27 protein-coding genes are annotated in these 24,987 nt (G+C 72.0%); 17 read left to right on the top strand and 10 right to left on the bottom strand.

Going from position 1 to position 24,987, the window contains the following annotated elements:
* The first annotated feature begins 28 nt into the window (after positions 1-28).
* Both BMY89_RS03660 and BMY89_RS03655 read left to right on the top strand, forming a co-directional pair.
* Entirely contained in the window at positions 29-466 is a 438-nt protein-coding gene (locus tag BMY89_RS03660) for an SRPBCC family protein (protein WP_307818717.1), read from the top strand.
* Positions 467-560: 94 nt separating this feature from the next.
* Positions 561-1,322, top strand: coding sequence for a polyprenol monophosphomannose synthase (locus BMY89_RS03655; RefSeq protein WP_092374695.1), 762 nt, complete (start codon positions 561-563; stop codon positions 1,320-1,322).
* A gap of 13 nt (positions 1,323-1,335) precedes the next feature.
* Here the strand turns inward: BMY89_RS03655 and BMY89_RS03650 are convergent, their stop codons facing one another.
* Positions 1,336-2,949 carry a phytoene desaturase family protein gene (locus tag BMY89_RS03650; RefSeq protein WP_092374691.1) on the bottom strand — a complete coding sequence of 538 codons (1,614 nt, stop codon included), beginning with the start codon at positions 2,947-2,949 and terminating at the stop codon, positions 1,336-1,338.
* A gap of 132 nt (positions 2,950-3,081) precedes the next feature.
* Between BMY89_RS03650 and BMY89_RS03645 the strand changes: the two genes are divergently transcribed.
* A complete protein-coding gene (locus tag BMY89_RS03645; protein ID WP_092375541.1) occupies positions 3,082-4,515 on the top strand; it encodes an aldehyde dehydrogenase family protein in 1,434 nt (477 codons plus the stop codon).
* Between the two features lie 63 nt (positions 4,516-4,578).
* On the opposite strand, the gene BMY89_RS03640 is transcribed toward BMY89_RS03645, so the two are convergent.
* A complete protein-coding gene (locus BMY89_RS03640) occupies positions 4,579-4,980 on the bottom strand; it encodes a ChaB family protein (RefSeq protein WP_092374688.1) in 402 nt (133 codons plus the stop codon).
* Positions 4,981-5,143: 163 nt separating this feature from the next.
* On the opposite strand from BMY89_RS03640, the gene BMY89_RS03635 reads away from it, so the two are divergent.
* The 5 genes from BMY89_RS03635 to BMY89_RS03615 all read left to right on the top strand — a co-directional run bounded on the left by BMY89_RS03635 (position 5,144) and on the right by BMY89_RS03615 (position 7,755).
* The gene (locus tag BMY89_RS03635; protein ID WP_092375538.1) at positions 5,144-6,121 is read left to right on the top strand and encodes a YihY/virulence factor BrkB family protein; all 978 of its coding nucleotides are present in this window, start codon (positions 5,144-5,146) and stop codon (positions 6,119-6,121) included.
* 46 nt (positions 6,122-6,167) lie between these two features.
* Positions 6,168-6,584 (top strand): DUF2795 domain-containing protein, encoded by a 417-nt coding sequence (locus BMY89_RS03630; RefSeq protein ID WP_092374685.1) that lies wholly within the window; start codon positions 6,168-6,170, stop codon positions 6,582-6,584.
* A gap of 49 nt (positions 6,585-6,633) precedes the next feature.
* Positions 6,634-7,095, top strand: a complete 462-nt coding sequence (locus BMY89_RS03625) for an SRPBCC family protein (protein ID WP_092375535.1) — start codon at positions 6,634-6,636, stop codon at positions 7,093-7,095.
* A gap of 109 nt (positions 7,096-7,204) precedes the next feature.
* The gene (locus BMY89_RS03620; protein ID WP_092374682.1) at positions 7,205-7,462 is read left to right on the top strand and encodes a hypothetical protein; all 258 of its coding nucleotides are present in this window, start codon (positions 7,205-7,207) and stop codon (positions 7,460-7,462) included.
* A gap of 59 nt (positions 7,463-7,521) precedes the next feature.
* Positions 7,522-7,755 carry a hypothetical protein gene (locus BMY89_RS03615; RefSeq protein WP_232521033.1) on the top strand — a complete coding sequence of 78 codons (234 nt, stop codon included), beginning with the start codon at positions 7,522-7,524 and terminating at the stop codon, positions 7,753-7,755.
* 10 nt (positions 7,756-7,765) lie between these two features.
* Here the strand turns inward: BMY89_RS03615 and BMY89_RS03610 are convergent, their stop codons facing one another.
* Positions 7,766-8,194 (bottom strand): hypothetical protein, encoded by a 429-nt coding sequence (locus BMY89_RS03610; protein ID WP_092374676.1) that lies wholly within the window; start codon positions 8,192-8,194, stop codon positions 7,766-7,768.
* A 161-nt stretch (positions 8,195-8,355) separates the two neighbouring features.
* Between BMY89_RS03610 and BMY89_RS03605 the strand changes: the two genes are divergently transcribed.
* On the top strand, positions 8,356-8,730 hold the full coding sequence (locus tag BMY89_RS03605; RefSeq protein ID WP_092375533.1) for a DUF6401 family natural product biosynthesis protein: 375 nt from the start codon (positions 8,356-8,358) through the stop codon (positions 8,728-8,730).
* 77 nt (positions 8,731-8,807) lie between these two features.
* Here the strand turns inward: BMY89_RS03605 and BMY89_RS03600 are convergent, their stop codons facing one another.
* Positions 8,808-9,671 carry a mechanosensitive ion channel family protein gene (locus tag BMY89_RS03600; protein ID WP_092374673.1) on the bottom strand — a complete coding sequence of 288 codons (864 nt, stop codon included), beginning with the start codon at positions 9,669-9,671 and terminating at the stop codon, positions 8,808-8,810.
* Between the two features lie 188 nt (positions 9,672-9,859).
* On the opposite strand from BMY89_RS03600, the gene BMY89_RS03595 reads away from it, so the two are divergent.
* Together BMY89_RS03595 and BMY89_RS03590 are read left to right on the top strand one after the other, a co-directional pair.
* A complete protein-coding gene (locus BMY89_RS03595; protein ID WP_092374670.1) occupies positions 9,860-11,986 on the top strand; it encodes an ATP-binding SpoIIE family protein phosphatase in 2,127 nt (708 codons plus the stop codon).
* A gap of 123 nt (positions 11,987-12,109) precedes the next feature.
* Entirely contained in the window at positions 12,110-13,390 is a 1,281-nt protein-coding gene (locus BMY89_RS03590; protein ID WP_092374667.1) for a cation:proton antiporter, read from the top strand.
* Positions 13,391-13,473: 83 nt separating this feature from the next.
* On the opposite strand, the gene BMY89_RS03585 is transcribed toward BMY89_RS03590, so the two are convergent.
* Positions 13,474-14,430 carry an NAD(P)/FAD-dependent oxidoreductase gene (locus tag BMY89_RS03585; protein ID WP_092374664.1) on the bottom strand — a complete coding sequence of 319 codons (957 nt, stop codon included), beginning with the start codon at positions 14,428-14,430 and terminating at the stop codon, positions 13,474-13,476.
* A 165-nt stretch (positions 14,431-14,595) separates the two neighbouring features.
* Here BMY89_RS03585 and BMY89_RS03580 point away from each other — a divergent pair, with 165 nt between their 5' ends.
* Both BMY89_RS03580 and BMY89_RS03575 read left to right on the top strand, forming a co-directional pair.
* A complete protein-coding gene (locus BMY89_RS03580) occupies positions 14,596-15,990 on the top strand; it encodes a glycoside hydrolase family 6 protein (RefSeq protein ID WP_092374661.1) in 1,395 nt (464 codons plus the stop codon).
* A 164-nt stretch (positions 15,991-16,154) separates the two neighbouring features.
* Complete coding sequence (locus tag BMY89_RS03575) at positions 16,155-16,742, top strand: YflT domain-containing protein (RefSeq protein ID WP_092375530.1); 588 nt, start codon at positions 16,155-16,157, stop codon at positions 16,740-16,742.
* 57 nt (positions 16,743-16,799) lie between these two features.
* Here the strand turns inward: BMY89_RS03575 and BMY89_RS03570 are convergent, their stop codons facing one another.
* Positions 16,800-17,321 (bottom strand): GNAT family N-acetyltransferase, encoded by a 522-nt coding sequence (locus tag BMY89_RS03570; RefSeq protein WP_232521032.1) that lies wholly within the window; start codon positions 17,319-17,321, stop codon positions 16,800-16,802.
* Between the two features lie 181 nt (positions 17,322-17,502).
* Between BMY89_RS03570 and BMY89_RS03565 the strand changes: the two genes are divergently transcribed.
* Together BMY89_RS03565 and BMY89_RS03560 are read left to right on the top strand one after the other, a co-directional pair.
* Positions 17,503-17,994 carry a MarR family winged helix-turn-helix transcriptional regulator gene (locus tag BMY89_RS03565; protein WP_092374655.1) on the top strand — a complete coding sequence of 164 codons (492 nt, stop codon included), beginning with the start codon at positions 17,503-17,505 and terminating at the stop codon, positions 17,992-17,994.
* A 10-nt stretch (positions 17,995-18,004) separates the two neighbouring features.
* The gene (locus BMY89_RS03560; RefSeq protein WP_092374652.1) at positions 18,005-18,991 is read left to right on the top strand and encodes a pirin family protein; all 987 of its coding nucleotides are present in this window, start codon (positions 18,005-18,007) and stop codon (positions 18,989-18,991) included.
* Between the two features lie 49 nt (positions 18,992-19,040).
* On the opposite strand, the gene BMY89_RS31265 is transcribed toward BMY89_RS03560, so the two are convergent.
* Positions 19,041-19,169: a hypothetical protein gene (locus BMY89_RS31265; RefSeq protein ID WP_269766841.1), complete on the bottom strand. Its 129-nt coding sequence runs from the start codon at positions 19,167-19,169 to the stop codon at positions 19,041-19,043.
* A 93-nt stretch (positions 19,170-19,262) separates the two neighbouring features.
* On the opposite strand from BMY89_RS31265, the gene BMY89_RS03555 reads away from it, so the two are divergent.
* Complete coding sequence (locus BMY89_RS03555; protein ID WP_092374649.1) at positions 19,263-20,879, top strand: phospholipase D family protein; 1,617 nt, start codon at positions 19,263-19,265, stop codon at positions 20,877-20,879.
* Here the strand turns inward: BMY89_RS03555 and BMY89_RS03550 are convergent.
* Positions 20,808-21,563: an acetoacetate decarboxylase family protein gene (locus tag BMY89_RS03550; RefSeq protein ID WP_175510272.1), complete on the bottom strand. Its 756-nt coding sequence runs from the start codon at positions 21,561-21,563 to the stop codon at positions 20,808-20,810. The two genes, BMY89_RS03555 and BMY89_RS03550, sit on opposite strands and share 72 nt — an antisense overlap.
* A 394-nt stretch (positions 21,564-21,957) precedes the next feature.
* Between BMY89_RS03550 and BMY89_RS03545 the strand changes: the two genes are divergently transcribed.
* Positions 21,958-22,782 carry a SigB/SigF/SigG family RNA polymerase sigma factor gene (locus tag BMY89_RS03545; protein ID WP_092374646.1) on the top strand — a complete coding sequence of 275 codons (825 nt, stop codon included), beginning with the start codon at positions 21,958-21,960 and terminating at the stop codon, positions 22,780-22,782.
* Between the two features lie 81 nt (positions 22,783-22,863).
* Here the strand turns inward: BMY89_RS03545 and BMY89_RS03540 are convergent, their stop codons facing one another.
* Together BMY89_RS03540 and BMY89_RS03535 are read right to left on the bottom strand one after the other, a co-directional pair.
* Positions 22,864-23,457, bottom strand: coding sequence for a GNAT family N-acetyltransferase (locus BMY89_RS03540; RefSeq protein ID WP_232521031.1), 594 nt, complete (start codon positions 23,455-23,457; stop codon positions 22,864-22,866).
* Positions 23,454-24,983 carry an APC family permease gene (locus BMY89_RS03535; protein WP_092374642.1) on the bottom strand — a complete coding sequence of 510 codons (1,530 nt, stop codon included), beginning with the start codon at positions 24,981-24,983 and terminating at the stop codon, positions 23,454-23,456. Before BMY89_RS03535 ends, BMY89_RS03540 begins: the two co-directional genes overlap by 4 nt.
* Between the last annotated feature and the right edge of the window lie 4 nt (positions 24,984-24,987).

Below are 24,987 nucleotides of genomic sequence, written 5' to 3'. Positions count from 1 at the left end.
AGGTGGGTACGGCCGAACCGTGGCGATCGTGCAGAGAGTGATCGAGGCACCGGTGCGACAGGTCTGGGCGGTGCTCGCGGACGGGTGGACCTACAGCGACTGGGTGGTGGGCACGGCGCACATGCGCGACGTGGACGACGACTGGCCCCGGGTGGGGACGCAGCTGCACCACCGCGCCGGCCCCTGGCCGTTCTCCCTGGAGGACGCCTCGACGGTGCTGGCCTGCGAGCCGGAACGCAAGCTCGTGCTGCGCGTTCAGCTCTGGCCGGCCGGGGAGGCGGTCGTGGTCTTCACCCTGGAGCCGGTCGGGACGGACTCGACCCGGGTGCTGCTCGGCGAGGACTTCGCCGCCGGCCCACTGCGCTGGTTGCGCACCAAACTCAACGACCTGGTGCTGCACCTGCGCAACGAGGAGACCCTCAACCGGCTCTCCGACATCGCCCGTCGGCAAAAGGCGCCGGACTGACCGTGGGCGGCTGCGGCGGGGAGCCATTTCACCCCGGAAGGGACAAGTAGTTACGCTCTCGGGGAAGCCTGTCCGCAGACCGAGGATGTCCCCCATGATCGAAGCCGTCCAGTTGCCCTCGCCGTGGCGGGATCTGCGCCTGACCGTCGTGGTTCCGACCTACAACGAGGCGGGCAACCTGCCAGTGCTGGTCGAGCGCCTTCTCGCGCTGCCACTGTCCGGCCTGAAGGTGCTGATCGCCGACGACAACTCCCCGGACGGCACCGGCGAGGTCGCCGACAAGCTCGCGATCGAGCACCCCGACCGGGTCGAGGTGGTGCACCGGCCGGGCAAGGAGGGTCTCGGCCGGGCGTACGTGGACGGGATCAGCCGGGCGCTGGACGGCGGGGCCGAGTACGTGGCCCAGATGGACGCTGACCTGTCCCACCCGCCGGAGGCGCTGCCGGGCATGCTCGGCGCACTGCTGTCCACCCAGGCTGGTGTCGTGATCGGGTCACGGTACGTGCCCGGCGGCGAGCTGGACGAGAACTGGCCGCTGTACCGGCGGGCGCTCAGCGGCTGGGCGAACCTCTACGTGCACACCCTGTTGCGGGTGCGGATCCGGGACCTGACCGCCGGGTTCAAGATTTGGCGAGCCGACGCGTTGCGGGACATCGGGCTGGAGCGGGTCCAGTCCAACGGCTACAGCTTCCAGGTCGAGATGCACTACCTCGCCACCAAGCTGGGGCACACCATCCTGGAGGTGCCGATCCGGTTCGAGGAGCGGCGCGACGGTGCATCGAAGATGACCACCGCCACCAAGGTGGAGAGTGCCTTGATGCCGTTCAAGCTCCGTACCCGCCACCGCAACATCTAGTGCGGTGTCCAGTTCAGCGGTAGATGGCCCGGTGCGCGGTGGCCACGGCCCGGTGGTAGGCCCCGCCGGTCAGGGCCCGGTCGCGGGCCAGGGCGGCCCGGGCGGCGTTCGCGCCCGGTGCGCCGTGCACCCCGCCCCCCGGGTGCGCCGACGAACTGGCCAGGAAGAGCCGGTCCACCGGGGTGTCGGCGCGGCCCAGGCCGGGGATCGGCCGCAGGAAGAGCTGCTGGTAGGGGGCGGCGGTGCCGCCGCCGATCGCACCACCGACCAGGCTCGGGTTGGCCTCCTCCAGGTCGGCCGGCCCGGCCACGTGCCGGCCGAGCACGAGCCCGCGGAACCCGGGCGCGGCGGACTCCAGCACCGTCTCCATCCGCTCCACGTGGGCGATGATGTCCTCAGCTCGCCAGTGCTGCCGAAACGGCAGGTGGGTGTACGACCATAGGGACTCGGTGCCCGGTGGTGAATGACTCGGATCGGCCACCGACATCTGCCCCACCAGCAGAAACGGGTCGGTCGGCAGCTCACCCCGGGCCAGCGTGGCGGCGTAGCCGGTGAGCCCGCCGAGATCCGCGCCCAGGTGGATCGTGCCGACGGTGGCCAGTTGACGGTTGCTCCAGGGCATCGGCGCGGACAGCGCCCAGTCCACTTTCAGCGTCGAGCCGTCCCAGCGGAAGTGCTCCAGATCCGCCACCAGTCGGGGCGGCAACGCGGCCGCGCCGACCAGGTCCAGGTAGAGCGCGGGTGCGGGCACGTCGGCGAGCACGGCACGGCGGGCTCGCCACAGGGCACCGCCGTCGGTGCGTACCCCGACCGCACGGCCCCGGGCGATGAGCACCCGGTCCACCCGGGCGCCGTAGAGGATCCGGCCGCCCCGATCGGTGAGCCTGGCCACCAGCGCGTCGGTGATCTTCTGCGCCCCACCCGCCGGCACCGGCCAACCGATCTGCTGACCCAGCATCGCCAGCAGCCAGGCGTACACACCGGAGCCGGCGTCCTCGGTGGACAGGTCGGTGTGCAGGGCGCAACCGGCCAGCAGCGCCGGCCCGCCGGCGCCGGTGAACAGCTCCTCGCCGAGCCGGCGTACCGGCAGCACCAGCCGCCGGGCCAGCCGCAGCGTGCCACCGACGCGCAGCCGCCCCAGCAGGCTCACGCCGCCGCGTACCGGCGGAAACGGAGTGGTGATCAGCTCCAGCATCGGATCGGCGACCTGCCGCCACTCCTGGTACGCGGCCAGCCACCGGTCACCGTCGCCGGGCGCGAAGGTCTCCAGCGAGGCCGCGGTGATCTCCGGATTCCGGTTGAGCACCGCGGCCCGGTCGTCGGGGAACAGGTGCGCCAGCACGTCCGGGGCGTGCCGCCAGGTGAGCCCGTAGCGCGCCAGGTCCAGCCCGCGCAGCACCGGCGAGGCGTAGCCGAGCGGGTAGAAGGAGCTGTAGAGGTCGCTGAGATAGCCGGGCGCGGTCACCTCGGCCGAGCGCACCGCCCCACCCGGGACTGCCGTGGCCTCCAGCACCAGCACGTCCCAGCCCGCGTCAGCCAGCAGATTCGCGGCGACCAGGCCGTTGTGTCCCGCCCCGACGACCACGGCGTCGGCCCGCTCGGCACCAGTTGAACCCGGCGACATCATCCGAGGACGCTACCCCTGGACAACCGGACGAAACACCCCGCCAGCACGGGACCGCAGCGAAGCGGGGTCGGCAGTCCGCAGTCGGCGGCGAAAGGCTGTTTGCCCGGCGTGGGCCGGGGCATCCAGCGCGCCATGTACACGGTTGTGCAGCTCATCGGTGGAGTGTGGGGTGCCGGCGGGGAGGCCGGCGAGCTGGTGGTGCACGACCCGGCCGACGGTAGCCGGGTTTCCAGCGCGCCGATCGCGACGGCCGACGAGGTCGTCAAGGCGGTGGCCGCGGCCCGCGGAGTAGCGGCGGAGTGGGCCGCGACCGCTCCGGCGGAGCGGGCCGCCGCGCTGCACCGGGCCGCGGACGCGGTGGCCGAGGCCGCTGACGACCTGGCTCGCGCCAGCACCGCCGAGATGGGCAAGCCCCTCGCCGACGCCCGTGGCGGCGTCGAGGCCGGCATCGCCACCCTGCGGCAGTACGCCGAACTCGCGCCGGCCCGGGGTGGCCGGACTCTGCACGGCGCACCGGCCGCCATCGACTTCATGACGCCCCAGCCGCGCGGCGTCATCGCCGCCATCACCCCGTGGAACGACCCGGTCGCCGTGTCGTGCGGGCTGCTCGGCGCGGCCCTGGTCACCGGAAACGTGGTGCTGCACAAACCCAGTGAGCGCACTCCGGCGACCGGCTGGCTGCTGGCCCGGGCGATCGACACCGCCCTGCCGGCGGGCGTGCTGTCGCTGCTCACCGGCGGTCCCGGGACCGGCGCGGCGCTCGCCGCCGCCGAGGTGGACATGGTGGCGCACGTCGGATCCACGGCCACCGGCCGGGCGATCGCCGTCGCTGCCGCCGGCACCGGCGCGAAGGTGCTGCTGGAGAACGGCGGCAGCGACCCGCTGATCGTCGACGCCGACGTCGACCCGGTCTGGGCCGCCGGCCAGGCCGCCCTTGGCGCGTTCGCCAACGCCGGACAGATCTGCGTCGCGGTGGAGCGGATCTACGCCCACCGGGACATCGCCGAGGACTTCGTGGACGCGCTGGTCGAACGGGCTGCCGCGCTGCGGGTCGGCCCGGGACGCGACCCGGACACCCAGCTCGGCCCGCTGGTCGACCGGCGGCACCGCGACCAGGTTCACGGACAGGTCACCGCCGCGGTGGCCGACGGGGCGCGGATCCGGACCGGCGGTGTGCTGCCCGACGGGCCGGGCGCCTTCTACCCGGCCACCGTGCTCGACCGCTGCCGCCACGACATCGCGCTGATCCGCGAGGAGACGTTCGGCCCGGTCGCCCCGGTGGTGGTGGTCGACTCGTTCTCCGAGGCGCTGCGGTGCGCGGCCGACTCGCCGTACGGGTTGGCCGCGACCGTGCTGACCGGGTCGATGAGCCACGCCCAGCGGGCCTGGCGGGAGCTGCCGGTGGGCACCGTCAAGGTGAACGCGGTCTTCGGCGGCGCCCCGGCCGGTGCCGCCCATCCGCGCCGCGCCAGCGGTCAGGGCTTCGGCTACGGACCGGAGCTGCTCGACGAGTTCACCGCCACCAAGGCGGTGCACATCGAGGCGCCGGGCGGCGGTCACTGGTGAGCGCGTGACCGGGCGGCACCGGCCCCGGGTACAACCGGGACCGGGCCGCCCGGGCCGGCGATCTCAGTCGCCGCGGGCCTTGCGGGTCTGCCGGTCGTTGGCCTTCTGGATGGCCTTGACCAGTTCCGGCTTTGTCATGCTCGACCGTCCCGGCACGTCCAGCTTCCGGGCCACCCCCATCAGGTGTTCCTTGGGGGCGTTGGCGTCCACCCCGCCGGCGGTCGGTGCCCGTCGGGCCGGACCACCGCCCGCGGCCTGCTGGTCGCTGGGACCTCGACGGCCCTTCGGCTCCCAGTGGTCGCCCACCTTCTCGAACTCGTGCTTGACGGCGGCGAACGCGACGCGGTGCGCCCGCTCGCCCTCGCCGTAGGTCTCGACCGCGGAATCGTGTGTCTTCTCCCAGGTGCGCTGGGCCTTGTCCGGGGAGCGCCGCAGCGTGCTGGGCAGTACCTCGCGCCCGGGCATCTCGAACCTCCTCCGTGTGCGAGCGATTCCACCTTGCGTGCCCCCGCAGATCGCCGCCAAACCCCGGCCGGTTTGCCGCTTCGCGGGGCGGGGTACCGGCCGGGCCATCGACACGCCGTGCCATGACACGCCGTGCCCGCCTGGCCGCGAATGAGGGAGCGTGATGACGACGACGAACCCGGACGCTCCGCCCACCGACCCACCGCTGCCACCGTTGCCGGGGATCCGCCAGCTGCACTGGCCGACCTGGCGCGGCGTGCTGGTCCGCAGCGGACGCAACTACCTGCGGGACAACTGCACGGACTGGGCCGCCGCGCTCACCTACTACGGGGTGCTGGCGCTCTTCCCCTCCACCGTCGTGGTGGTCGCCCTGGTGGGCCTGGTGTCCGACGGTGAACGCACCGTCGACACGGTGCTCGACCTGGCTCGGGACATCGGTGCCGGCTCGGTGGTGGCCGACGAGGGCTTCGCCGGCGTGGTCCGGGCGGTGGTGGACCAGAACAGCTCGGCCGGGGTGCTGCTCAGCTTCGGTCTGCTCGGTGCCCTCTGGTCGGCCTCGAACTTCATCGCGTCGTTCACCCGGGCCTCGAACACGATCTACGGGGTGGCCGAGGGACGGCCCGTGTGGAAGCTGCGCCCGACGCAGATCGGCCTCGCGGCGCTGTCGCTGGTGCTGCTCGCCACCGTCGCCGCCGGCCTGATCGTCAGCGGGCCGGTCGCCGACGCGGTCGGTGACCTGGTGGGAGCCGGCGACGCGGCGCGTACCGGGTGGGCCGTGGCCAAGTGGCCGGCGCTGGCGCTGATGGCGCTGCTGCTGATCTCCCTGTTGTTCTGGGCGGCGCCGAACGTCCGCCAGCCGCGGTTCCGCTGGCTCACCCCCGGCGGAGCGGTGGCTCTGGTCGCCTGGGCACTCGGTTCGTTCGGCTTCGGGCTGTACGTGGCGAACTTCGGCTCGTACGACGCGACGTACGGCAGCCTCGGCGCGGTGATCGCCTTCCTGGTCTGGCTCTACCTGTCCAATTCCGCGCTCATGCTCGGCGTCCAGATCAACGCCGAACTCCAGCGCGGCCGGGTGCTCCAGTCGGGGGCGGAGGACACCGACGAGCCCGTCCTGCCACCACGGTCACCGGCCGGTTCGTGACCCCTTGCCTGGTTTACCACCCGCGGTGCCGGGTAGCGCACAAGACATGGAACGCGGCAGCAGCAAGCACGCACCGAGAGTCGACGATCAGATGAGCCAGGAGGTCAACGGCCTCGTGCAGGGGCCGGGTACCGGTGGCTCGCGAGTCGACGAGTTCCGGGTCCCGGAGCCCGCGGGAGAGGACCAGCCGGAGGTGACCACCGCTCCGGCCGGCGACACGCGTAGCGGCACTCCCCAGGGCATGACCTCCGAGGACGTCGAGGCGCGCAGCCGGCTCGGACGGTTCATCACCATGAGCGCCCTGCCGGGTGACCGGGCCGCACTGCTCGCGAACGCCCGGGCCAACGAGGCCCCGGACGACGTGTTGGCCGAGTTGGAGCGCCTGCCGGAGGACACCCGGTACCAGACGGTGTCCGAGGTGTGGGCGGCCCTCGGCCACACCAACGAGACAACGCGCTGGTGAGGCAGGCCCTCTCGGCCTGCCGCGCTCGCCGGCGCAGGGAAGGATAATGATGAGTGGCGTTACCGAACATGTCGACGTGGCCGTCCCGGTACGTACGGCATACGACCAGTGGACCCAGTTCGAGGAGTTCCCCCAGTTCATGGAGGGCGTGGAGGAGGTTCGCCAGCTCTCCGAGACGATGACCCACTGGACCGTCGAGATCGCCGGGGTGAAGCGGGAGTTCGACGCCGAGATCACCGAGCAGCTGCCCGACGAGCGGGTGGCCTGGCGCTCGACCGGCGGCACCCAGCACGCCGGTGTGGTCACCTTCCACCGCCTCGACGAGGCGAGCAGCCGGGTCAGTCTCCAGCTCGAATTCGACCCGCACGGTGTGATCGAGAAGGCCGGCGACAAGCTCGGCGTGGTCGACCGCCGGGCAAAGGGTGACCTCCAGCGGTTCAAGACGTTCATCGAGCGGCGCGGCCAGGAGACCGGTGCCTGGCGGGGCGCGGTCGATCGGCCGCAGCCCTGATCGCCCACCCCTGACTGTCGACGGCCGCCGGCACGACCGGCGGCCGTCGCCGCGTCCACCGGCTGGTCGCGTGTCGTTTGCGGCGGTCAGGTCGGGGTACCGCGATGACATGACCGACGACAGGGTGTGGCGCGACGAGGAGCGGCTCCCGCTGGAGGAGTTGGACCGGGCGGTGGCCCGGAACACGCTCGACGGGCAGGCCGACGACGTGACCGCCAACGACGCCGGCGAGGAGGCCGCCTTCGGGCACGGCCCCGAGGCGGCCGACCGTGGCGGCAAGGTCCCCGGCACCGGCCGCGAACCCACCGACCCCGACCGCGCCTACCGCCCCTCCACCACCGGCCGTACCGGCCCGGACACTCTCTGAGGAGCAAGGAAACGGACAGCTCAGGCAGAATCGGCCGTTCGGGTGACGGCAATGGCGGCGTGGCGCGCAAGACTTTTGGAATGCATCAAGGGTCCAGCTTCCTCACCACGCGTCAGCGCCGCCTGGCATGGATCGGCTTTCTCCTCGCCGCCGTCCAGGCACCAGTCTCCGCCAAGCTGGTCGAAGACAGCTCCTGGCTGTTCAGCCTCTGCGTCGCGGTGATGGTGGCGACCGTGATCATCGCCGATGACGCCGTCCGTCGCCGTCCGGCGGACGCCAGCACCTCGGACTGACCTCCGCTGGTCACGGGCGGGCCTCGTGGCCAGGCCGGCCCCGGGTCCGGCGGCGTTCCTTCATCTCCGCCTCGAAGAGGTGCCGCCGGCCGCCCACCAACTTCTCACGCGCCGATCGGTCCAGCTCGCGGAACAGTGCGTGGTAGCCGTCGTCGAAGTCCTCGACGATCTGGAACGTCCACCGGCCGGCGATCACGTTGCGGCCCACCAGTTCGTCGGCGATCCGATCGGCGATCGCGGGGTGCCCGGCGTCGCGGAACATCCGGACGGCGTCGTCGAGCATCAGGTCGGCGTGGCCGATGAGCTGGTGCAGCGAGTAGAGGTGGCCGCGGGCGCGTTCCACGCACTCGAGGGCCTCGCTGAGCTTGCCGAGAGCCGCCACCGTGTCGTCGGTCACTCCGGCCGGCCGCCGGTGCCCCTCGTCGGGTCCGGTCTCCATTCGTGCCTCCCTGATGTCGTTCATGCCGGGGTGTGCGGTCACCGCGCCGGCCGGACGCCCGGTTCGGTCCTCGCGGCCACGGTCGGAGACCGGTGGAGGATGCCGCGACCAACCGAGCGGCCGAGGCCACGGCCGGTACGGGTTGGCTAGATTCGTTCCCCATGCGCGTGCCGTCGAATCGGGTTACCGCCCCCACCGCCGTCGACTCGGCGCGGTCGCGCCTGGTCGCGCTCGCCAATGCCGTGGGGTTGGACGGGATGGCCGCCGCCAACTCCCTGCCGGGTCTGCTCGCCGCGGTCGACCAGCACGCCGCCGCGGTACGGGACAGCCTGCACGGTGACCGGCGACCGTTGTCCGCGGCGGCTCTCGCCGGCTACTCCGAGGGGGTCCGTTCCGCGGCCGGTGAACACGGCTGGCAGGCCCCCTCCGGGCCGATCGACTGGGCGGAGGCCGACTGGGTGCTGCTGCGCCTGCTGAGCGTCTGCGCCCTGACCACCGTGCTCGATACGCCGGCCGCGCAGCTGCCCCCGCTGTGACGCGGGACGGGTGCCGCCAATCGGCGGACACCCGTCCTTTTCGCAGCGATTCATTTCCCCGGCGACGCGATCGCCCACTACGGGCGGAACTGCTGGGTCTCGTCGCCGGCATTCCCGGACTGGTAGGTGCCCCGTCCCCCGGACATCGAGGACTCCTGTCCCCGCATCGCCTGGGTACGCTCGGCGCCCGTGCGGTCGGCCATCTGTCGCTGCGTGTCGCCGCGACCGGCCTCGGCCCCTTGCCGCTGATCGCGGATGAACCGCGACTCCTCAGCGGCCCGGTTGAGCCAGCCCTCCCATCGGCTCTGCATCGGCCGCACCAGACCGCCACCGACGCCGACGATCAGGATGCCGGCCACCGTGGCGAGGACCGCGATCAGCACGGGCTGCGTGACGGTGGTCGCGATACCAACCTGGTTGAGCGCCGCGATCACACCCAGCGCGATCACGAAGACCGCTGCCACGTTGGCGAGCACCCGGCCGTACGACAACCCGCCGAGCGCACCCGTGACAAGGTCCCGGACCGCGTTGGCGATGGCGGCCGCCACCACCACGATCACGATCGCGACGAACGCCCGCGGCAGCCACGCCACCACGCCCGCGATGAGATCGCTGATCGCGTTGGGGCCCCAGACGCCGAAGGCGAACTGCAGCGTGAACAGCAGCACGGCGTAGTAGGCCAGTTTCGCCAGGATGTCGCTGGCGTCGTACTTCGTCCGTTCCAGCGCACGCTTGATACCACCCCGTTCGACCGCACGGTCGAACCCCACCCGTTCCAGGGCCGCGTCCACGATCTTGAGTACGGCTCGGGCGATGAGCCATCCGACCACCAGGATCGCGATGAACGCGATGGCCCGCGGCACGAACAGCAGCACCGACCTCCACATGTCGGCCGCGGCGTCACCGATGTTGACCTGCCTGGCCGCCAGGGTTTCCGGCATGATGTCCCTCCTGTCGCATGGATTGCCCCGTGCGCTTACCCCTTCGCCCGGACGGCACGCCGCGCCGGCACCCTCCTTTTTCCCGACAGATCCCTGCATACCGGCTTTGACCTGCCCTGATGTCACCGGCCGGCGCGCCCGGCCGATGATCGGAAACACCTGTCGAGCGGGCGGACTAGGCTGCGGTCATGCCAGGAACGGTCGGGCGAGTCCCCACGCCAGCAGGCCCCGTCCCGGGCGCGGCGGCGCCGGGCGACGCGACGGTCGCCGGCCGCCAGTGGGGTGAGACCACACTCGGCCCGTACGAGTCCTGGGACCCGGCCGTCCGGGCGGCCGCCGATGTCGTGCTCGCCTCGCCCGCGCCGATGGCGCTGCACCTCGGCGATCAGCTGCTGCTGCTCTACAACGAGGCGTACGCCGACCTGATCGGCGACCGACACCCCCGGGCCATGGGACGGCCCGCCGCCGAGGTCTTCGCGGAGGTCTGGCAGCACCCGGGCGTCGGCGAGGTCGTCGAGCACACCTACCGCACCGGTGAGCCGTTCCTGGAGAAGGAGATCCCGCTCCCGCTGCACCGGGCCGGCGGCGGGCTCGAACAGGCCGTCTACACCCGCGCCTGCTCCCCCGTCCGGGACAGCCTCGGCCGGGTGGCCGGCGTGCTGTCCGTGGTCGCCGAGACCAGCCCGGCGACCCGGCAGTTGCAGGGGCTCAGCGACTTCGCCGCCGCGCTGTCCGGCACCCTGACCCTGGACGACGTGGCGCGGGTCGCGCTGCGCTACGCGATCACCTCGTTCGACGCCGACCGGGTCTCCTTCGCCGTCGACGAGGGGGGTAGCGGTGGTGGCTGGCGGATGGTTCGACGGGTCCGGGGCGAGTTGGTGGACGAGGCGGACGAACGGCTGCCTCCGCTGTGGCGGCGCGGCTCGACGGACTGGTCGGCACCGGCGGTGGTCTGCGCCCGCACCGGGCGGGCCAGCTTCAGCGACGACGGCCAGCCGCTGCGCGAGATCGCGGTCGACCGGCACGACCAGAAGGTTCGCGCGCTGGCGGCGGTGCCGCTGCGGGCATCCGTGGTCCGCGGCGCGCTGACCGTCGGCTACCGGTCCCCGCACGTCTGGTCCGCGCCGGAGCGGGCGCTGCTGGCCGCCTCGGCGGAGCTGGTCGGGCAGGCCACCGAGCGGGCCCGCCGCTTCGAGACCCAGCACGGCACCGCCCAGCTGCTGCAACGCAGCATGCTGCCGGAGAATCTGCCGGGCCTGCCCCGCCTGCGGATCGCGGCACGCTACGACCCCGGGGTGGACGGCAACGCGGCGGGCGGTGACTTCTACGACGCGTTCGTGCTGCCCACCGGTGATCTGGGCGTGGTCCTCGGCGACGTCGCCGGTCACGACGTGCAGGCCGCCGCCCGGATGGGTCAGGTGCGGGCCGCGCTGCGGGCGCTGGCGCTCAACGACGCCCGTCCCGATCAGGTGCTCACCGGCCTCGACCGTCTGGTGAGCAGCCTCGGCGCCGAAGCCGGCACGCACGAGCTGTTCGTGACCGTGGCGTTCGGCGTCATCGACGTGGACCGGGAGCAACTCACCCTGGCCAGCGCCGGCCACCCGGCACCGCTGATCCGCCGCTGCTCGCCCGACGGTGCTCCGGGCGCCAGCTTCGTGGACGTGCCGTCGGGCGCTCCATTGGGGGTCGGTTACCGCCCGGGGACGCGGACGGTGCAGTTCTCACCGGGTGACACGTTGCTGCTGTTCAGCGACGGTGTGGTGGAGCGCCGCTGGCAGGGGCTGTCGCACGGCCTGGCGCGGCTGGCGGAGTCGGTGGCCATGGCGCCCAGCGGCGACCCGAGGTCCCTGTGTGCCGTGGCCTCGGCGGCGGTGCCCGGCGCGACCGAGGACGACGTGGCCGTGCTGGCCGTCGAGTACGCGCTGCGGCCGAGCCGGTCGGCGCGGATGGAGGTGCCCGCCGAGCCGACCGCGCCGAGCCGGGTCCGGCACTGGATGACCGCGCAGCTGACCGAATGGCAGGTAGCCGAGTCGGTGATCGGCTCGGCGGTGCTCTGCACCAGCGAGCTGACCACCAACGCGCTGCTGCACGCCGGCACGGCGGCCCGGGTGGAGGTGGACCTCAGCCCGGAACGGCTGCTCGTGTCGGTGGCCGACTCGGGCTCCCGGGGTACGGTCACCCGGGCCCGTACGGAAACGCTGAGCAGCCGGGGCCGCGGACTGGGCCTGATCGAGGAGCTGAGCGACGCATGGGGCACCGACCCCACCGTGCGGGGATCGACGGTCTGGTTCGAGATCCTGCTCCCGCCGGCCTGAGCCCCCGCCCCGCGGCACCACCGGCATTACACCGAGCATCTTTCAGGATTACCGGCACGCCACCCGGGGCAAGGTGTGCGCCACCTGTCCGTGGAGCGCGGGCCGGTGGCGAGAGGTGGCTCGGTGGAGACGGTCGACGTGGCTTTCGCGGTGCTCGGCCTGGCGGCACTGCTCGCCGGCATCCTGCCACGGCTGCTGGAGCGGCGACCACTGTCGATGCCACTGGCCTTCCTCGGTCTCGGGATGGTGATCTACGCACTCCCCACCGACCTGCCCGTTCCTGATCCGCTGACGCACCGGGATCTTGCCACCCACCTCACCGAGATCTGCGTGATCGTCGCGCTGATGGGTGCCGGTCTGAAGATCGATCGACCGTTGGGTTGGGCCCGGTGGTCGTCGACGTGGCGCCTGCTGGCCGTGGCCATGCCGGTGTGCATCGGCGTCGTGGCGCTGCTCGGGTGGTGGTGGGCGGGGCTGGTGCCGGCCACCGCGCTGCTGCTCGCCGCGGCGCTCGCTCCGACGGACCCGGTACTCGCCTCCGACGTCCAGGTCGGCGAGCCCACCGCCGAGTCGGACTCCGAGGACGAGGTCCGCTTCGCCCTCACCTCGGAGGCGGGTCTGAACGACGGTCTGGCGTTCCCGTTCGTCTACGCGGCGATCGCGATCGCGGGCAGCAGCCTCGCCCCCGGTGACTGGCTGGCCCACTGGGTCACCGTCGATCTGCTCTACAAGGTCGTGGTAGGGGTGGTCGGCGGACTCCTGATCGGCTGGCTGCTCGGCAAGCTCTTCTTCCGGGCCCCCAGCGAGCTGCGGCTGGCCCGGCACTCCGAGGGCTTCCTGGCGCTGGCCGCCACCTTCCTGGCGTACGGGTTGGTGGAGGTGGTCGGCGGGTACGGCTTCCTCGCGGTTTTCGTGGCCGCGCGGGCGATCCGGGCGGCCGAGCGCAGTCACGAGTACCACGCGGTGCTGCACGACTTCGCCGAGCAGGTCGAGCGGCTGCTCACCGTGCTGATGCTGCTGCTGTTGGGCGGTGCGGTGATCGGCGGCCTGCTGGCCCCACTGACCTGGCCAGCCGCGCTGGTCGGTCTGGCTCTGGTGTTCGTGATCCGGCCCCTGGTCGGCTGGTTGTCTCTGCGGGGCGCGCCGGGACGGCCGGCGGAGCACTGGGTGATCGCCTCCTTCGGCATCCGGGGCATCGGCTCGTTCTACTATCTGGCCTACGCCACCACGAAGGCGGATTTCCCCCAGGCGCAGCTCGTCTGGGCCACGACCGCCCTGGTGGTGATCGTCTCCGTGGTGGTGCACGGCATCGCGGCGACTCCGGTCATGCGGCTGCTGGACAGCAGCGGTCAGCGCACCACGGCCGCGGTCCCGTCCGACCGGTCCACCCCGGTCGTGGCCTGAGCCGACCAGCTGAACGACCTGAGCCGGCCCGCTGGGCGGCCCGAGCCGACCAGATGGACGGTGTAGCGGCCCGCCGCGGTCAGTCAGGCGAGCCGGGCGGCGAGGGCTCGGCCGAGGTCACGGCCGGAGCGCCAGGCGGTCTGCACCCGGGGCTTGCCGAACACGTCCCCGGCCAGGCCGATCCCGTCGTCATCGAGGTGGAAGCCGGCGTCGGAGCCGTCGACCGGCTTGGCGTACGTCCACCGGTGCACGTGCACGTGCTCGGCCCGATCGGGCAGGGTGAGCAGGTCCCGTACGGCCGCTTCGACGGCCGGCGCCGCGCCGGTGGGTTGGGCGAGATGCCGGGCGGCGAACTCCGGCGTGGTGTGGGCGACCAGGACGGGAGCGCCGTCGCCGCGTCGGTCCCCGTCGTCGCAGACGAGGCCGAGCAGCGGGTGGTCGTTGACGAACGCCCCCCGGAAATCGGTCCATCTGCGGGTCGGGAATCGCAGCACCGCCGCCAGCGTCGGCGACCAGTGCTGTCGCCGGACCGCCTCGGTGGCGGCCTCGAGGGCCGGGTCGAGCAGCAGCGCGGCCTGTGGCCCGGGCATCGCCAACACGGCCGCCGCGCACTTCTGGCCGTCCACCGTCGGCCCCGGCTCGACCCCGAGGACCAGCCGGTTCACCACCAGGGGCAGGTCCTGGGCCAGGTGTTCCACCAGCGAGCGCAGCCCGCGTGGGGCCGCCCACCGGATCGGACCCGGGATCTCACGGCGACCATCGGCGCCGTACGCGACGAAGGTGTCCGTCCACTCCCGCGCCAGCCCGGCGGCCTGCCATTCGCGTACCACCTCGGCGAAGTCGGGATCGGTGACCGTGAGGTAGGCGGCGCCCAGGTCAGCGGGGCGGCCGTCGAAACGTCGGCTGGCCATCCGGCCGCCGGCCACCCGGCCGCGCTCCCGCAGCTGCACCGGTATGCCGGCTCGCAACAGCTCGCGGGCGCAGGCCACCCCGGCGATGCCGGCACCGACGACCACGACGCCTGACGGGTCAGCACTCATTGCTTGATCGTATGCGGGGCGCTCGGCGGATCGACGCCGACCGACCCGCCCCGGAACCAGCGGATTGTTCCGGAAGGTCTTCACAAGCCGGCAACAGACCCGTACCTTGACGGACATGTGGGAGCGCTTCCACGCATTTTCTTCGATGGCTACGAGGAGCAGACCATGAGAACCCGGAGCACATTCGCTCTGGTCGGCGCCGTGGCGACGGCCCTGACCGTGGCCGCCACCGTCGGCGTGGGCGCGCTACGTCCCTCGCCCGCGGCGGCCGCCGACTCCGCCTTCTATGTCGACCCGCAGACCAGCGCCGCCCGCTGGGTGGCGGCCAATCCGAACGACTCGAAGACCGCCGTGATCCGGGACCGGATCGCCAGCGTCCCGCAGGCCCGCTGGTTCACCACCACCAACACCTCGTCGGTGCGCGCCGAGGTGAACTCCTTCGTCGGCGCCGCGGCCGCCGCCGGCAAGATTCCGATCCTCGTGGTCTACAACATCCCCAACCGTGACTGCAGCAACCACAGCGGGGGCGGCGCGCCCGACCACGCCACCTACCGGCAGTGGGTGGACCAGGTCGCCGCGGGCCTCGGGGGGCGCCCGGCCACCATCATCCTGGAGCCCGATGTGCTCCCCATCATGACCAGCTGCATGAACGCCAGCGTGCAGGCCGAGGTGCGGGCCTCGATGGCGTACGCCGGTAAGGCGCTCAAGGCCGGCTCGTCAGCGGCGAAGGTCTACTTCGACATCGGCCACGGCGGATGGCTCGCCCCCGGCGAGGCCGCCGCTCGGCTGACCGCGTCGGACATCGCCAACAGCGCCGACGGCATCTCGGTGAACGTGTCGAACTACCGGCGCACCGCCGACGAGGTCTCCTACGCCAAGTCGATCATCGCGGCCACCGGCATCTCCCGGCTGAAGGCGGTCGTGGACACCAGCCGCAACGGAAACGGACCCGCCGGCTCCGAGTGGTGCGACCCGCCGGGGCGGGCGATCGGCACGCCGAGCACCACCGCGACCGGCGACGCCGCGATCGACGCGTTCCTCTGGGTGAAGCTGCCCGGCGAGGCGGACGGGTGCATCGCGGCGGCGGGCCAGTTCGTCCCGCAGCGGGCGTACGACCTGGCCGTGGCGGCCGGTCCGGTGCCGACCACCGCACCGCCGACGACCACCCCACCCACCACGACGCCCCCGACCACGACGCCCCCGACCACCACCCCACCGACCACCACGCCCCCCACCACGCCGCCCAGCGGGGGCTGCACGGTGACGTACACCCCGAACGCGTGGACCGGCGGCTTCACCGCCGAGATCCGGGCGACCAACCGCGGCGCGGCGCTCACCAGCTGGACGCTCGCCTTCACGGCCGGCTCCGGAGTGCGCCTGACCAACGGCTGGAACGGTGAGTGGAGCCAGTCCGGCGACCGGATCCAGGTCCGCAACGTCGCCTGGAACGGCAACCTGCCCGCCAATGGCACCCTCAGCGTCGGCTTCCAGGGCACCTTCACCGGCAGCAGCCTGCCGCCGTTCGGTGGCTTCACCCTGAACGGCACCACCTGCGCCTAGACGCGGTGTCGGGTCCCGGCGCGGCTGGCGGATGACGCCGGCCGACGCCGGGGAGCCGGTAACGGACGGAACCGCCCCCTGAGTTCAGGGGGCGGTTTCGCGTACCAGGATCCGGTTACCGCCACCGCCACCCGGGAACGCGACGGGTGACGAAGGAGGAGACCATGAGCACACAGTCGAATCCCTCGGCGTGGCAGCCGGGCATGACGGGCGGCGGCACTCTCCCGTCCGGTCCCGGTGGTCGCCCCGCGGCTCCCAGCGGCGACGGCCACGGCCCGCCGGCCGGCCCGCCGACCGTGACGATCGGAGCGTTTCCGGACTATCCCTCCGCCCAGCGGGTGGTGGACCACCTCGCCGACAACCGGTTCCCGGTGGAGCGTGCCGCCATCGTCGGCACCGACCTGGCGCTGGTCGAGACCGTACTGGGCAGGATGACCACCGCCCGCGCGGCGCTGGTCGGCGCCGGCACGGGTGCCTGGTTCGGTCTCTTCATCGGCCTGCTGTTCGGCATCTTCACCGTCGGGAACTGGGTGGCGGTGATCCTGGCCGGCCTGGTCATCGGTGCCGTCTGGGGCGCCGTCTTCGGTGCCGTCGCACACTCGATGACCGGCGGTCAGCGCGACTTCACCTCCGCCAGCTCACTGCGCGCCAACCAGTACGCGGTCACCGTGGAGGCCGACGTGGCCGAGCAGGCCCGTCAGCTGCTGGGCCAACTCCAGTTGGGCGGCCGCACCCCGCAGCCGGCGGGCTGAGGCCGCCGAGCCGACGGGCGGCCCCGCCAGGCGCGGGGCCGCCCGTTTCTGTCGTGCTCAGTCGGTGGCGAGGCGGGCGTGCAGGTGCTCGTCGTAGCGGCGGCCGTCACCGTAGCGGTGCGACTGCCGCAACGTGCCCTCGGCCAGATAGCCGGCCCGCTCGGCGACTCGACAGGAGGCCGGGTTGGCCACCGCGTGGCACAGCTCGATCCGGTCCAGTCCGAGGTCCGCGAAGGCCCACTCGGTGAGCCGGCGGACCGCCGCCGAGGCGAGCCCCCGACCACGGGCGGCAACGACGGTCCAGTAGCCGATCGACGCGTCGCCGCCGGAGATCCGGTGCAGCGACACCGAGCCGAGCATGGTGTCGGCATCGGTCGGGTCCGCCACGGCCAGCGATACGTGACCACCGCTGGACCAGTCGGCCCGCCAGCGCACCCACCGGCGCGCGGCCGCGAGATCGAGCGGATCGCCCTGCGGGTTCCACTGCGCGATCGCCGGGTCGCGCCAGGCGGCGAGCACGGCCGGCGCGTCCGCGTCCCGCCAGGGACGCAGCAGCAGGCCGGGGCCGGTCAGTTCCACGACGGCAGAGTCTGGCACAGCCCGTCCGGCCGTGCACCAGGTATTCCACGATCGGCGGCGGATTCGAGGTGAGGAGTATTTCAAACCTTGATGATTGGCCGCCTCTGACCTCGCGTGCGCCCTTCCCACGGCGAGCAGGCGGCATTGTTCAAATTTTGAACAAGGTGCTACCATTGCCCTCATGACCAAGGGCCTGGACAGCGACCGCCACACCGCCTGGCGGGCGTACATCGAGGCCAGCCAACGGTTGTTCACCCGGCTGGAGGACGACCTGCGCGTCGCCAGCGGGCTGAGCTTCGCCGACTACCACGTGCTGGTGCTGCTCTCCGAGGCTCCGGGGCAACGACTCCGGATGGGCGAGCTGGCCGGTCGGCTGGTCTTCTCCCCCAGCCGACTGACGTACCAGATCTCGTCCATGCAGCGGCGTGGCCTGGTCACCCGGGCGCCCTGTCCGGACGACGGGCGGGGCAACGAGGCGGTGCTCACGGCCGCCGGGCTGCTGACCCTGCGGGAGGCCGCGCCGCATCACCTGCACTCCGTACGCACCCACCTGATGGACGACCTCGACGACGCCGAGGTCGCCTGCCTGACCAGGATCTTCACCCGGCTCGGCCAGCGGCTGACGGGTGCAAACGACACCGCCGCCACCGCCACCGCCCCCGGCGACAGTTGAAGGAGCCCCGATGCCCGCCATCACCGTCGACAACGTCCTCGTCCTGCCCCGGCTGCCCCGGCTCGACGAGTCCACCACGTTCCGGCCGGTCCGCCGGCTGACCACCGCGCCCAGCGGCTTCGAGGGCGAGGGCTTCCCGGTACGGCGGGCCTTCGCCGGAGTCCCGACGAGCGAGCTGGACCCGTTCATCCACCTCGACCAGATGGGTGAGGTGGACTACGCCCCCGGTGAGCCGAAGGGCACCTCCTGGCACCCGCACCGCGGCTTCGAGACCGTCACGTACATCATCGACGGGATCTTCGACCACCAGGACAGCCACGGCGGCGGCGGCACGATCACCGACGGCGACACCCAGTGGATGACCGCGGGCAGTGGCCTGCTGCACATCGAGGCACCGCCGGAGCACCTGGTGGTCAGCGGCGGGCTGTTCCATGGCACGCAGCTGTGGGTCAACCTGCCCAAGGCGGCCAAGATGAGCCCACCCAGGTACCAGGACATCCGGGGCAGGCAGGCGGCGCTGCTCACCACGGCCGACGGTGGCGCGCTGATCCGGGTGATCGCCGGTGAGATCGCCGGCCACCGTGGGCCCGGCTCGACGCACACTCCGATCACCATCACCCACGTCACGGTCGAGCCCGGGGCGCAGGTCGACCTGCCCTGGCGGCCCGACTTCAATGCCCTGGTCTACGTGCTCGGCGGCCGCGGCACCGTCGGGGCGAACGGGCGCGGCGTACGCACCGGGCAGTTGGCCGTGCACGGGCCGGGCGACGCCCTCCGATTCAGGGCCAACGCCCGACAGGACAGCAACACCCCGACGCTGGACCTCTACATCATGGGCGGGCAGCCGATCCGTGAGCCGGTGGCACAGTACGGCCCGTTCGTGATGAACACCCGGGACGAGCTGATCCAGGCGTTCGAGGACTTCCAGGCCGGTCGGCTCGGCGTGATCCCGACGAAGCGGCTGCCGCACACCGACGGTCAGGGCGAACGCCCCTGATCGTGACGACGGCGCACGAGCGCTCCGGTCATCCCGGGGCGCTCCGCGCTCAGGAGACAGCGAATATGCCGGCCACGCCGAGCAGGACCATCACCAGTACCGTCAACAGCGCTCCCCGCTCGCCCTCCACCGCCTGCTCGCGGTGCTCGGTCGCGGAGTTCGTCGTCTCGCCGGGCATGGTGCGGCTCCCTCGCTGCTCGATGGGGTCGGTCCGCGCGTCGTCATTGCTCGCCGTCGTGCGGACCCGACCGGGGGTTCGTATCGTGAGGACATGGTCGACCTCTCCCAGGGCAGGAACGCGACGGTGCGGAACTGGTTTCTCAGCGCACCGGAACGCGCCAACCCGGTCTCTGGGTTACCCGTCTGGACCAGCGGAAACCTCGCCGAGCCGCTGATTCACGGAGCCGCGTACTTCGACCGGCTGGTCGACGAGGTCGAGGCGCTCGACGCCGGTGACCATCTCTTCTTCGCCGACTGGCGGGGAGATCCGGACGAGCGCCTACGTCCGGACGGACCGACGGTGTCCCAACTGTTCGCCCGCGCCGCCCAGCGCGGCGTGGTGGTCAAGGGACTGATCTGGCGCTCGCATCTGGACGTGCTCTCCTACAGCCACCAGGAGAATCGCAACCTCAGCGAGGCCGTGTCGGCCGCCGGCGGGGAGGTACTGCTCGACCAGCGGGTCCGGCGAGGCGGATCACACCACCAGAAACTGGTGGTGCTGCGCCGGCCGGGCGCTCCCGAGCGGGACATCGCCTTCGTCGGCGGCATCGACCTGTGCCACAGCCGGCGGGACGACGACACCCACCGCGGCGACCCGCAGGCGGTACGGATGTCCGCGCCCTACGGCGACCATCCGCCCTGGCACGACGTACAACTCGCGGTACGGGGGCCGGTGGTGGGCGCGCTGGACACCGTGTTCCGCGAACGGTGGACGGACCCGATGCCGCTGGACTCGGAGAACCCGTTGGCCTACCTGCGCGACCGGCTGCGCGGCGCGGACCTGACCCCGAGTCCACTGCCCGAGCGACCGGCTGATCCGCCGGCCTGCGGCCCGCACCACGTGCAGGTGCTGCGCACCTATCCGGCGGTACGGCCGAAGTACTCGTTCGCCCCTGACGGTGAGCGCACCGTGGCGCGCGGCTACACCAAATCGATCCGGCGCGCCCGCCGGTTGATCTACCTGGAGGACCAGTACCTCTGGTCGACCGAGGTCGCCGACCTCTTCGCGCGGGCGTTGCGGGACAACCCGCAGCTGCACCTGGTGGCGGTGGTACCGCGCCATCCCGACGTGGACGGGCGGCTGGCACTGCCACCGAACATGGTCGGCCGCGAGCAGGCGCTCGCGCTGTGCGAGAAGGCCGCACCGAGGCGGGTACACGTCTTCGACGCGGAGAACCATGTTGGCACCCCGGTCTACGTGCACGCCAAGGTGTGCGTGGTCGACGACGTGTGGGCCAGCGTGGGTAGCGACAACTTCAACCGGCGGTCCTGGACGCACGACAGCGAGCTGTCCTGCGCGGTGCTCGACGACAGCCGGGACGAACGCCACCCGCTCGATCCGGCCGGGGGCGGCGACGGGGCCCGTCGGTTCGCCCGGGAGCTACGGCTGCGGCTGCTGCGGGAACACCTCGACCGCGACCCCGCCGGGAGCGAGGACGCCGACCTGATCGACCCCGACGACGCGGTCGCCGCGGTCACCACTGCCGCCGAGGCGTTGCAGCGCTGGCACGACGCCGGGCAGGTCGGTCCCCGGCCACCCGGCCGGCTGCGACCGCACCGATCGCGGCGACTCGGCTGGTGGACCCGGCTCTGGGCGCTACCGGTGTACCGGCTGGTCTACGACCCCGACGGCAGGCCGTTGCGAGCCCGCCGGGGCGGCACCTGGTGAGCTGGGCTCCAGTTCGCCCAGCACGGTCAGGCCACCGGGGTACGCGAAGGATGAGCGCGGGGAGTAGTAGCCCCAGGCGATGGTGAGCGGGTTCTGTGGACGCAGCACGTAGATCGGGTGGTCGGGGTCGAGGAACTCCACCGACTCGATCTCGAACGAGGTGACCGGTTCGGCGATCACCGCGTAGACGCTGCTGACCAGCTGACCGTGCAGTGCCGTGAGGTAGCGGTGGTGCCCATTGTGCGTGGCGTGGCCGGTGTCCCCGGCGCGTACCCGGGCGCGGATCATCGGCATGCCGCCGATGTCCGTCTCGGCGACCACGGCGTCGTCCTGGGCGGTGATCGTGGTCTGGCCGGCCAACGCCGGAGCGCCGCGGGCCAGGGCGTAGTCGCGTACCCGTGAGCTGGAGGCCACGTAGTGGGTCCACCAGCCGCCCGGGGTCACCCCGTCCGGTGCGTCGACGCCGGCCAGGGTGACTCCGAGGTAGGTCAGCGAGTAGGCGCCGAAGCCGGAGGTCTGACTGTCGTCCTCCACCACGTACTGGTTCATGAAGACCTGCCGGTCCGGGTGTGGCCGCAGTCCGGCGGGGACCAGCGCCGCCACCGCGTCCGGGTCCGCCGGCAGCCAGCTGAAGTACAGCGTCCGGCTGTTCACGACGAGTTGGGGAACGGCAGGGTCGAGCACGGCACCTCCGATTAGGGATGTAACCGCGACGCTAAGGCCAGTCCCATCGACGGGACAACGACGGATTGGCGACAGTTCGCTTGCCGCCCACCCTTCACGCTCGTCCGGTCGGCGGCACCGCACCCCCGTCCGGTCGGTCGACACGGGCCGGGTGGACATGCACAAGTGGTCGAGCCGACCAGCAATCGGCCGAAGATCCGCTCGACAAACCCTCCTTGGCGCCGACGCCGTGCCCCTTTTAACAACTTTCATGCCTGGAAATCACTTAAGTACATCGTACGTTCGGCTAGATTTTTGGGAGACGATCAGGTTAAGGTGACTCCCGAACGTACTAGCAGCGCCTAAACCAAAGCGTCACGTCTTTATCCGCGGACGAGGTGCAGGGAGGACCACCATGACCGCGTCAACGATCACCGAGTCGGCCGCCGCGCCGGCGACCACGACCCCGAAGCTCGACCCGCGGGCGCTCACCGACAGCGCCACCGACCTACTGAACGCGATGGCCGCACTGCCGGCCGGACACCCGTCCCGGGCCGCCCTGCGCGACCGGGCGATCGAGGCGTGGCTGCCGCTGGCCAACCACCTCGCCCACCGCTACAGCGGTCGCGGTGAGCCCACCGACGACCTCGCCCAGACCGCGGCCGTCGGCCTGATCAAGGCCATCGACAAGTTCGACCCCACCCGCGGTGTCGACTTCGCCGGCTACGCGATCCCCACCATCATCGGCGAGCTGAAGCGGCACTTCCGGGACCGGACCTGGGACATCCGGGTTCCCCGGCGGCTGCAGGAGCTGCGGCTGGCCATCTCCGACGCCAACAGCACGCTGCTGCAGACCCTCGGCCGCTCGCCGACGGTGGCCGACATCGCCGCCCACCTCAAGCTCACCGAGGAAGAGGTGCTGGAGGGCCTGGAAGGTGCCCGCGCCTACAACGCGGTGTCGCTGTCCACGCCGACCGGCGACGGCGACCGCGCCACCGAGCTGGGCGACATGCTCGGCGGCGAGGACAACGAGTTCGAGCTGGCCGAGCTGCGGGTGGCACTGGGCCCGGCGCTGGCCACGCTGGACGAGCGTGAGCAGAAGATCCTGACGCTGCGGTTCTACGGCAACCTGACCCAGTCGCAGATCGCCGACCAGATCGGCGTTTCCCAGATGCACGTGTCCCGACTGCTGGCCCGGGCACTGACGAAGCTGCGGGGGCAGCTCCACGGGACGTACTGAGGGACTTCTACACAGGGCGTACGGAGGGGTGGCGACGGTGGCCGGGTCCATTGGGACCCGGCCACCGTCGTGTTCCGCGGCTCAGCCGGCGGCCGGTTCCCGCCACATCGGCCAGAACGGCGTGCCGTCGGGCAGCCGGAACGGCTCGGAGACCCGGTAGCCGTGCTGCGCGTAGAGGTCGCGGCTCATCTCGTTGCTCGCCTCCAGGTACGCCGCCACGCCGTTGGCGTCCAGCCAGGCGTGATGGTGGCGCAGCAGTGCCGTGCCGACGCCCTGCCCCTGGCGGTCCGGCCGTACGGCCAGCAGCGCCAGGTGGTGGTGGTCGGCGTGTGGGTGGTTGGCGGCGAACAACTCGTCGAGGTGGACGAAGCGCGGTGTCCATTCCCCGCACGCGGCGGCCAGGCGGGCGTCGTAGTCCTCCGGCGGCGGCAGCGGGTCACCGACCGACGGCAGCCAGACCGCCACCCCGGCCCGGTCCTCGGTACCGAACACCAGACCGTGCCGGATCGCGTGGTCGACGACGATCTCGAAGTTCCCGGCCAGCACCGACTCCCGCTTGGCCTCGTCCGGCACCAGCCAGCGGGGCTGGTCCAGCACCATGAATGCCTCGGCGATCCGCTCGGCCGCCCATCGGGCGTCCGGCAGGTCGAGCCGCCCGATGGCCAGCCGCGTCACCGTCGCACCCCCATGGTCGTCGTCTCCGGCTCGGTGGCCGCCGGCGGGGAAACGACGACCGCCGCCGCGCTCTCCGCACCCAGACCGATCCGGGCGTACGTGTCGGGACGCCGGCGCCGCAGGGTGAGGCCCCAGAGCGCGCCGAGCAGCGCCGCCACCGGGTAGGCCGCCGGGATCGCCCAGCGCAGCGGCGAGTCGGGCGCCACCCCGAGCAGGTTGGCGAAGTTCTGCACCGCCAGCACGATGATCGCGACCAGCGCGACCGCGGCGATGCCGGGGGCGATCAGCCGCCGCCACAGCGTCTCCGGCTCGTCGCTGCGGGCGAAGTACACGATGATCGCGACCGCGGTGGTCGCGATCAGCAGCAGCACACCGAAGCCGCCGCTGGTCCCCAGCCAGAAGAACAGCTGCAGGACCGGGTCCCAGCCGTTGACCGCGTACAGCACGATCACGAACAGACCGAGCGCGCTCTGCGCCAGCGAGGCGGCCTGCGGCGCCCCGGTGGTCGGCGAGGTCCGCCCGAACACCGCCGGCAGCACCCGCTCCCGGCCCAGCGCGAAGGCGTACCGGGCGGTGGTGTTGTGGAACGAGATCATCGCGGCCAGCACCGAGGTCAGGAAGAGCGCCTGCCCGATGGTGAGGACGGTGTCGCCCAGGTGCGCGCCGGCCAGGTTGAAGATCAGTTCGATGCTCTGGGTGCCGGCCTCCTCGACGATGCGGTCCGGCCCGACGGCCACGGTCATGCTCCAGGAGGAGAGGGCGTAGATCACCGCGATGATCGCCACGGAGAGGTAGGTCGCCATCGGCACGGTGCGCTTCGGGTCCTTGCTCTCCTCGCTGAAGACCACCGAGGCCTCGAACCCGACGAAGCCGAGAATCGCCAGCACCAGCACCGCGCCGAGCCCCGGCACGAAGAAGTTGTCCGGCGAGAACGCGGCGAAGCTGACGTTGCCGCCGGCCGGGTTGCTCAGCTGACCGAGGTCGAACACCACGATGACGGCGATCTCGGCGCAGAGCAGCGCGGCCAGCACCATGCCGTTGATGTCCACCCGGAGCAGGCCGAGCAGCCCCACCATCGCCCAGGCCACCAGCGCCACGATCCACCACTGCGGCGCGATCCCGAAGAGCCGGTCCAGCACGGGCGCGGCCGCCGCGCCGATGGTGCCGTAGAGCCCGACCTGGAGGGCGTTGTAGGCAATCAGGGCGACCCAGGCCGTTCCCACGCCGGCCGGTCGGCCCAGGCCACGGGAGACGTACGCGTAGAAGGCCCCCGCGTTGGCCATCCGGCGGGCCATCGCCACGTAGCCGGCGGAGAACAAAGCCAGCACCGCCGCCACCGCGAGGAACGCCAACGGGATGCCGAGCACGCCGATCACCCCGTAGCCGGTGGTGACCACGCCGGCCACCACGGTCAACGGCGCGGCCGCGGAGAGGACGAAGAAGACGACCGAGGGTACGCCGAGCCGGCCACGGGCCAGCGCCTCGGAGACATTGCTCGGTCGTTCGGTTGTCGTTGTCGAGGACATTGAC

It is taken from the genome of Micromonospora phaseoli (assembly GCF_900109115.1).
Taxonomy (GTDB): Bacteria; Actinomycetota; Actinomycetes; order Mycobacteriales; family Micromonosporaceae; genus Micromonospora; species Micromonospora phaseoli.
This window is presented reverse-complemented; position numbering and strand designations above follow the sequence as displayed.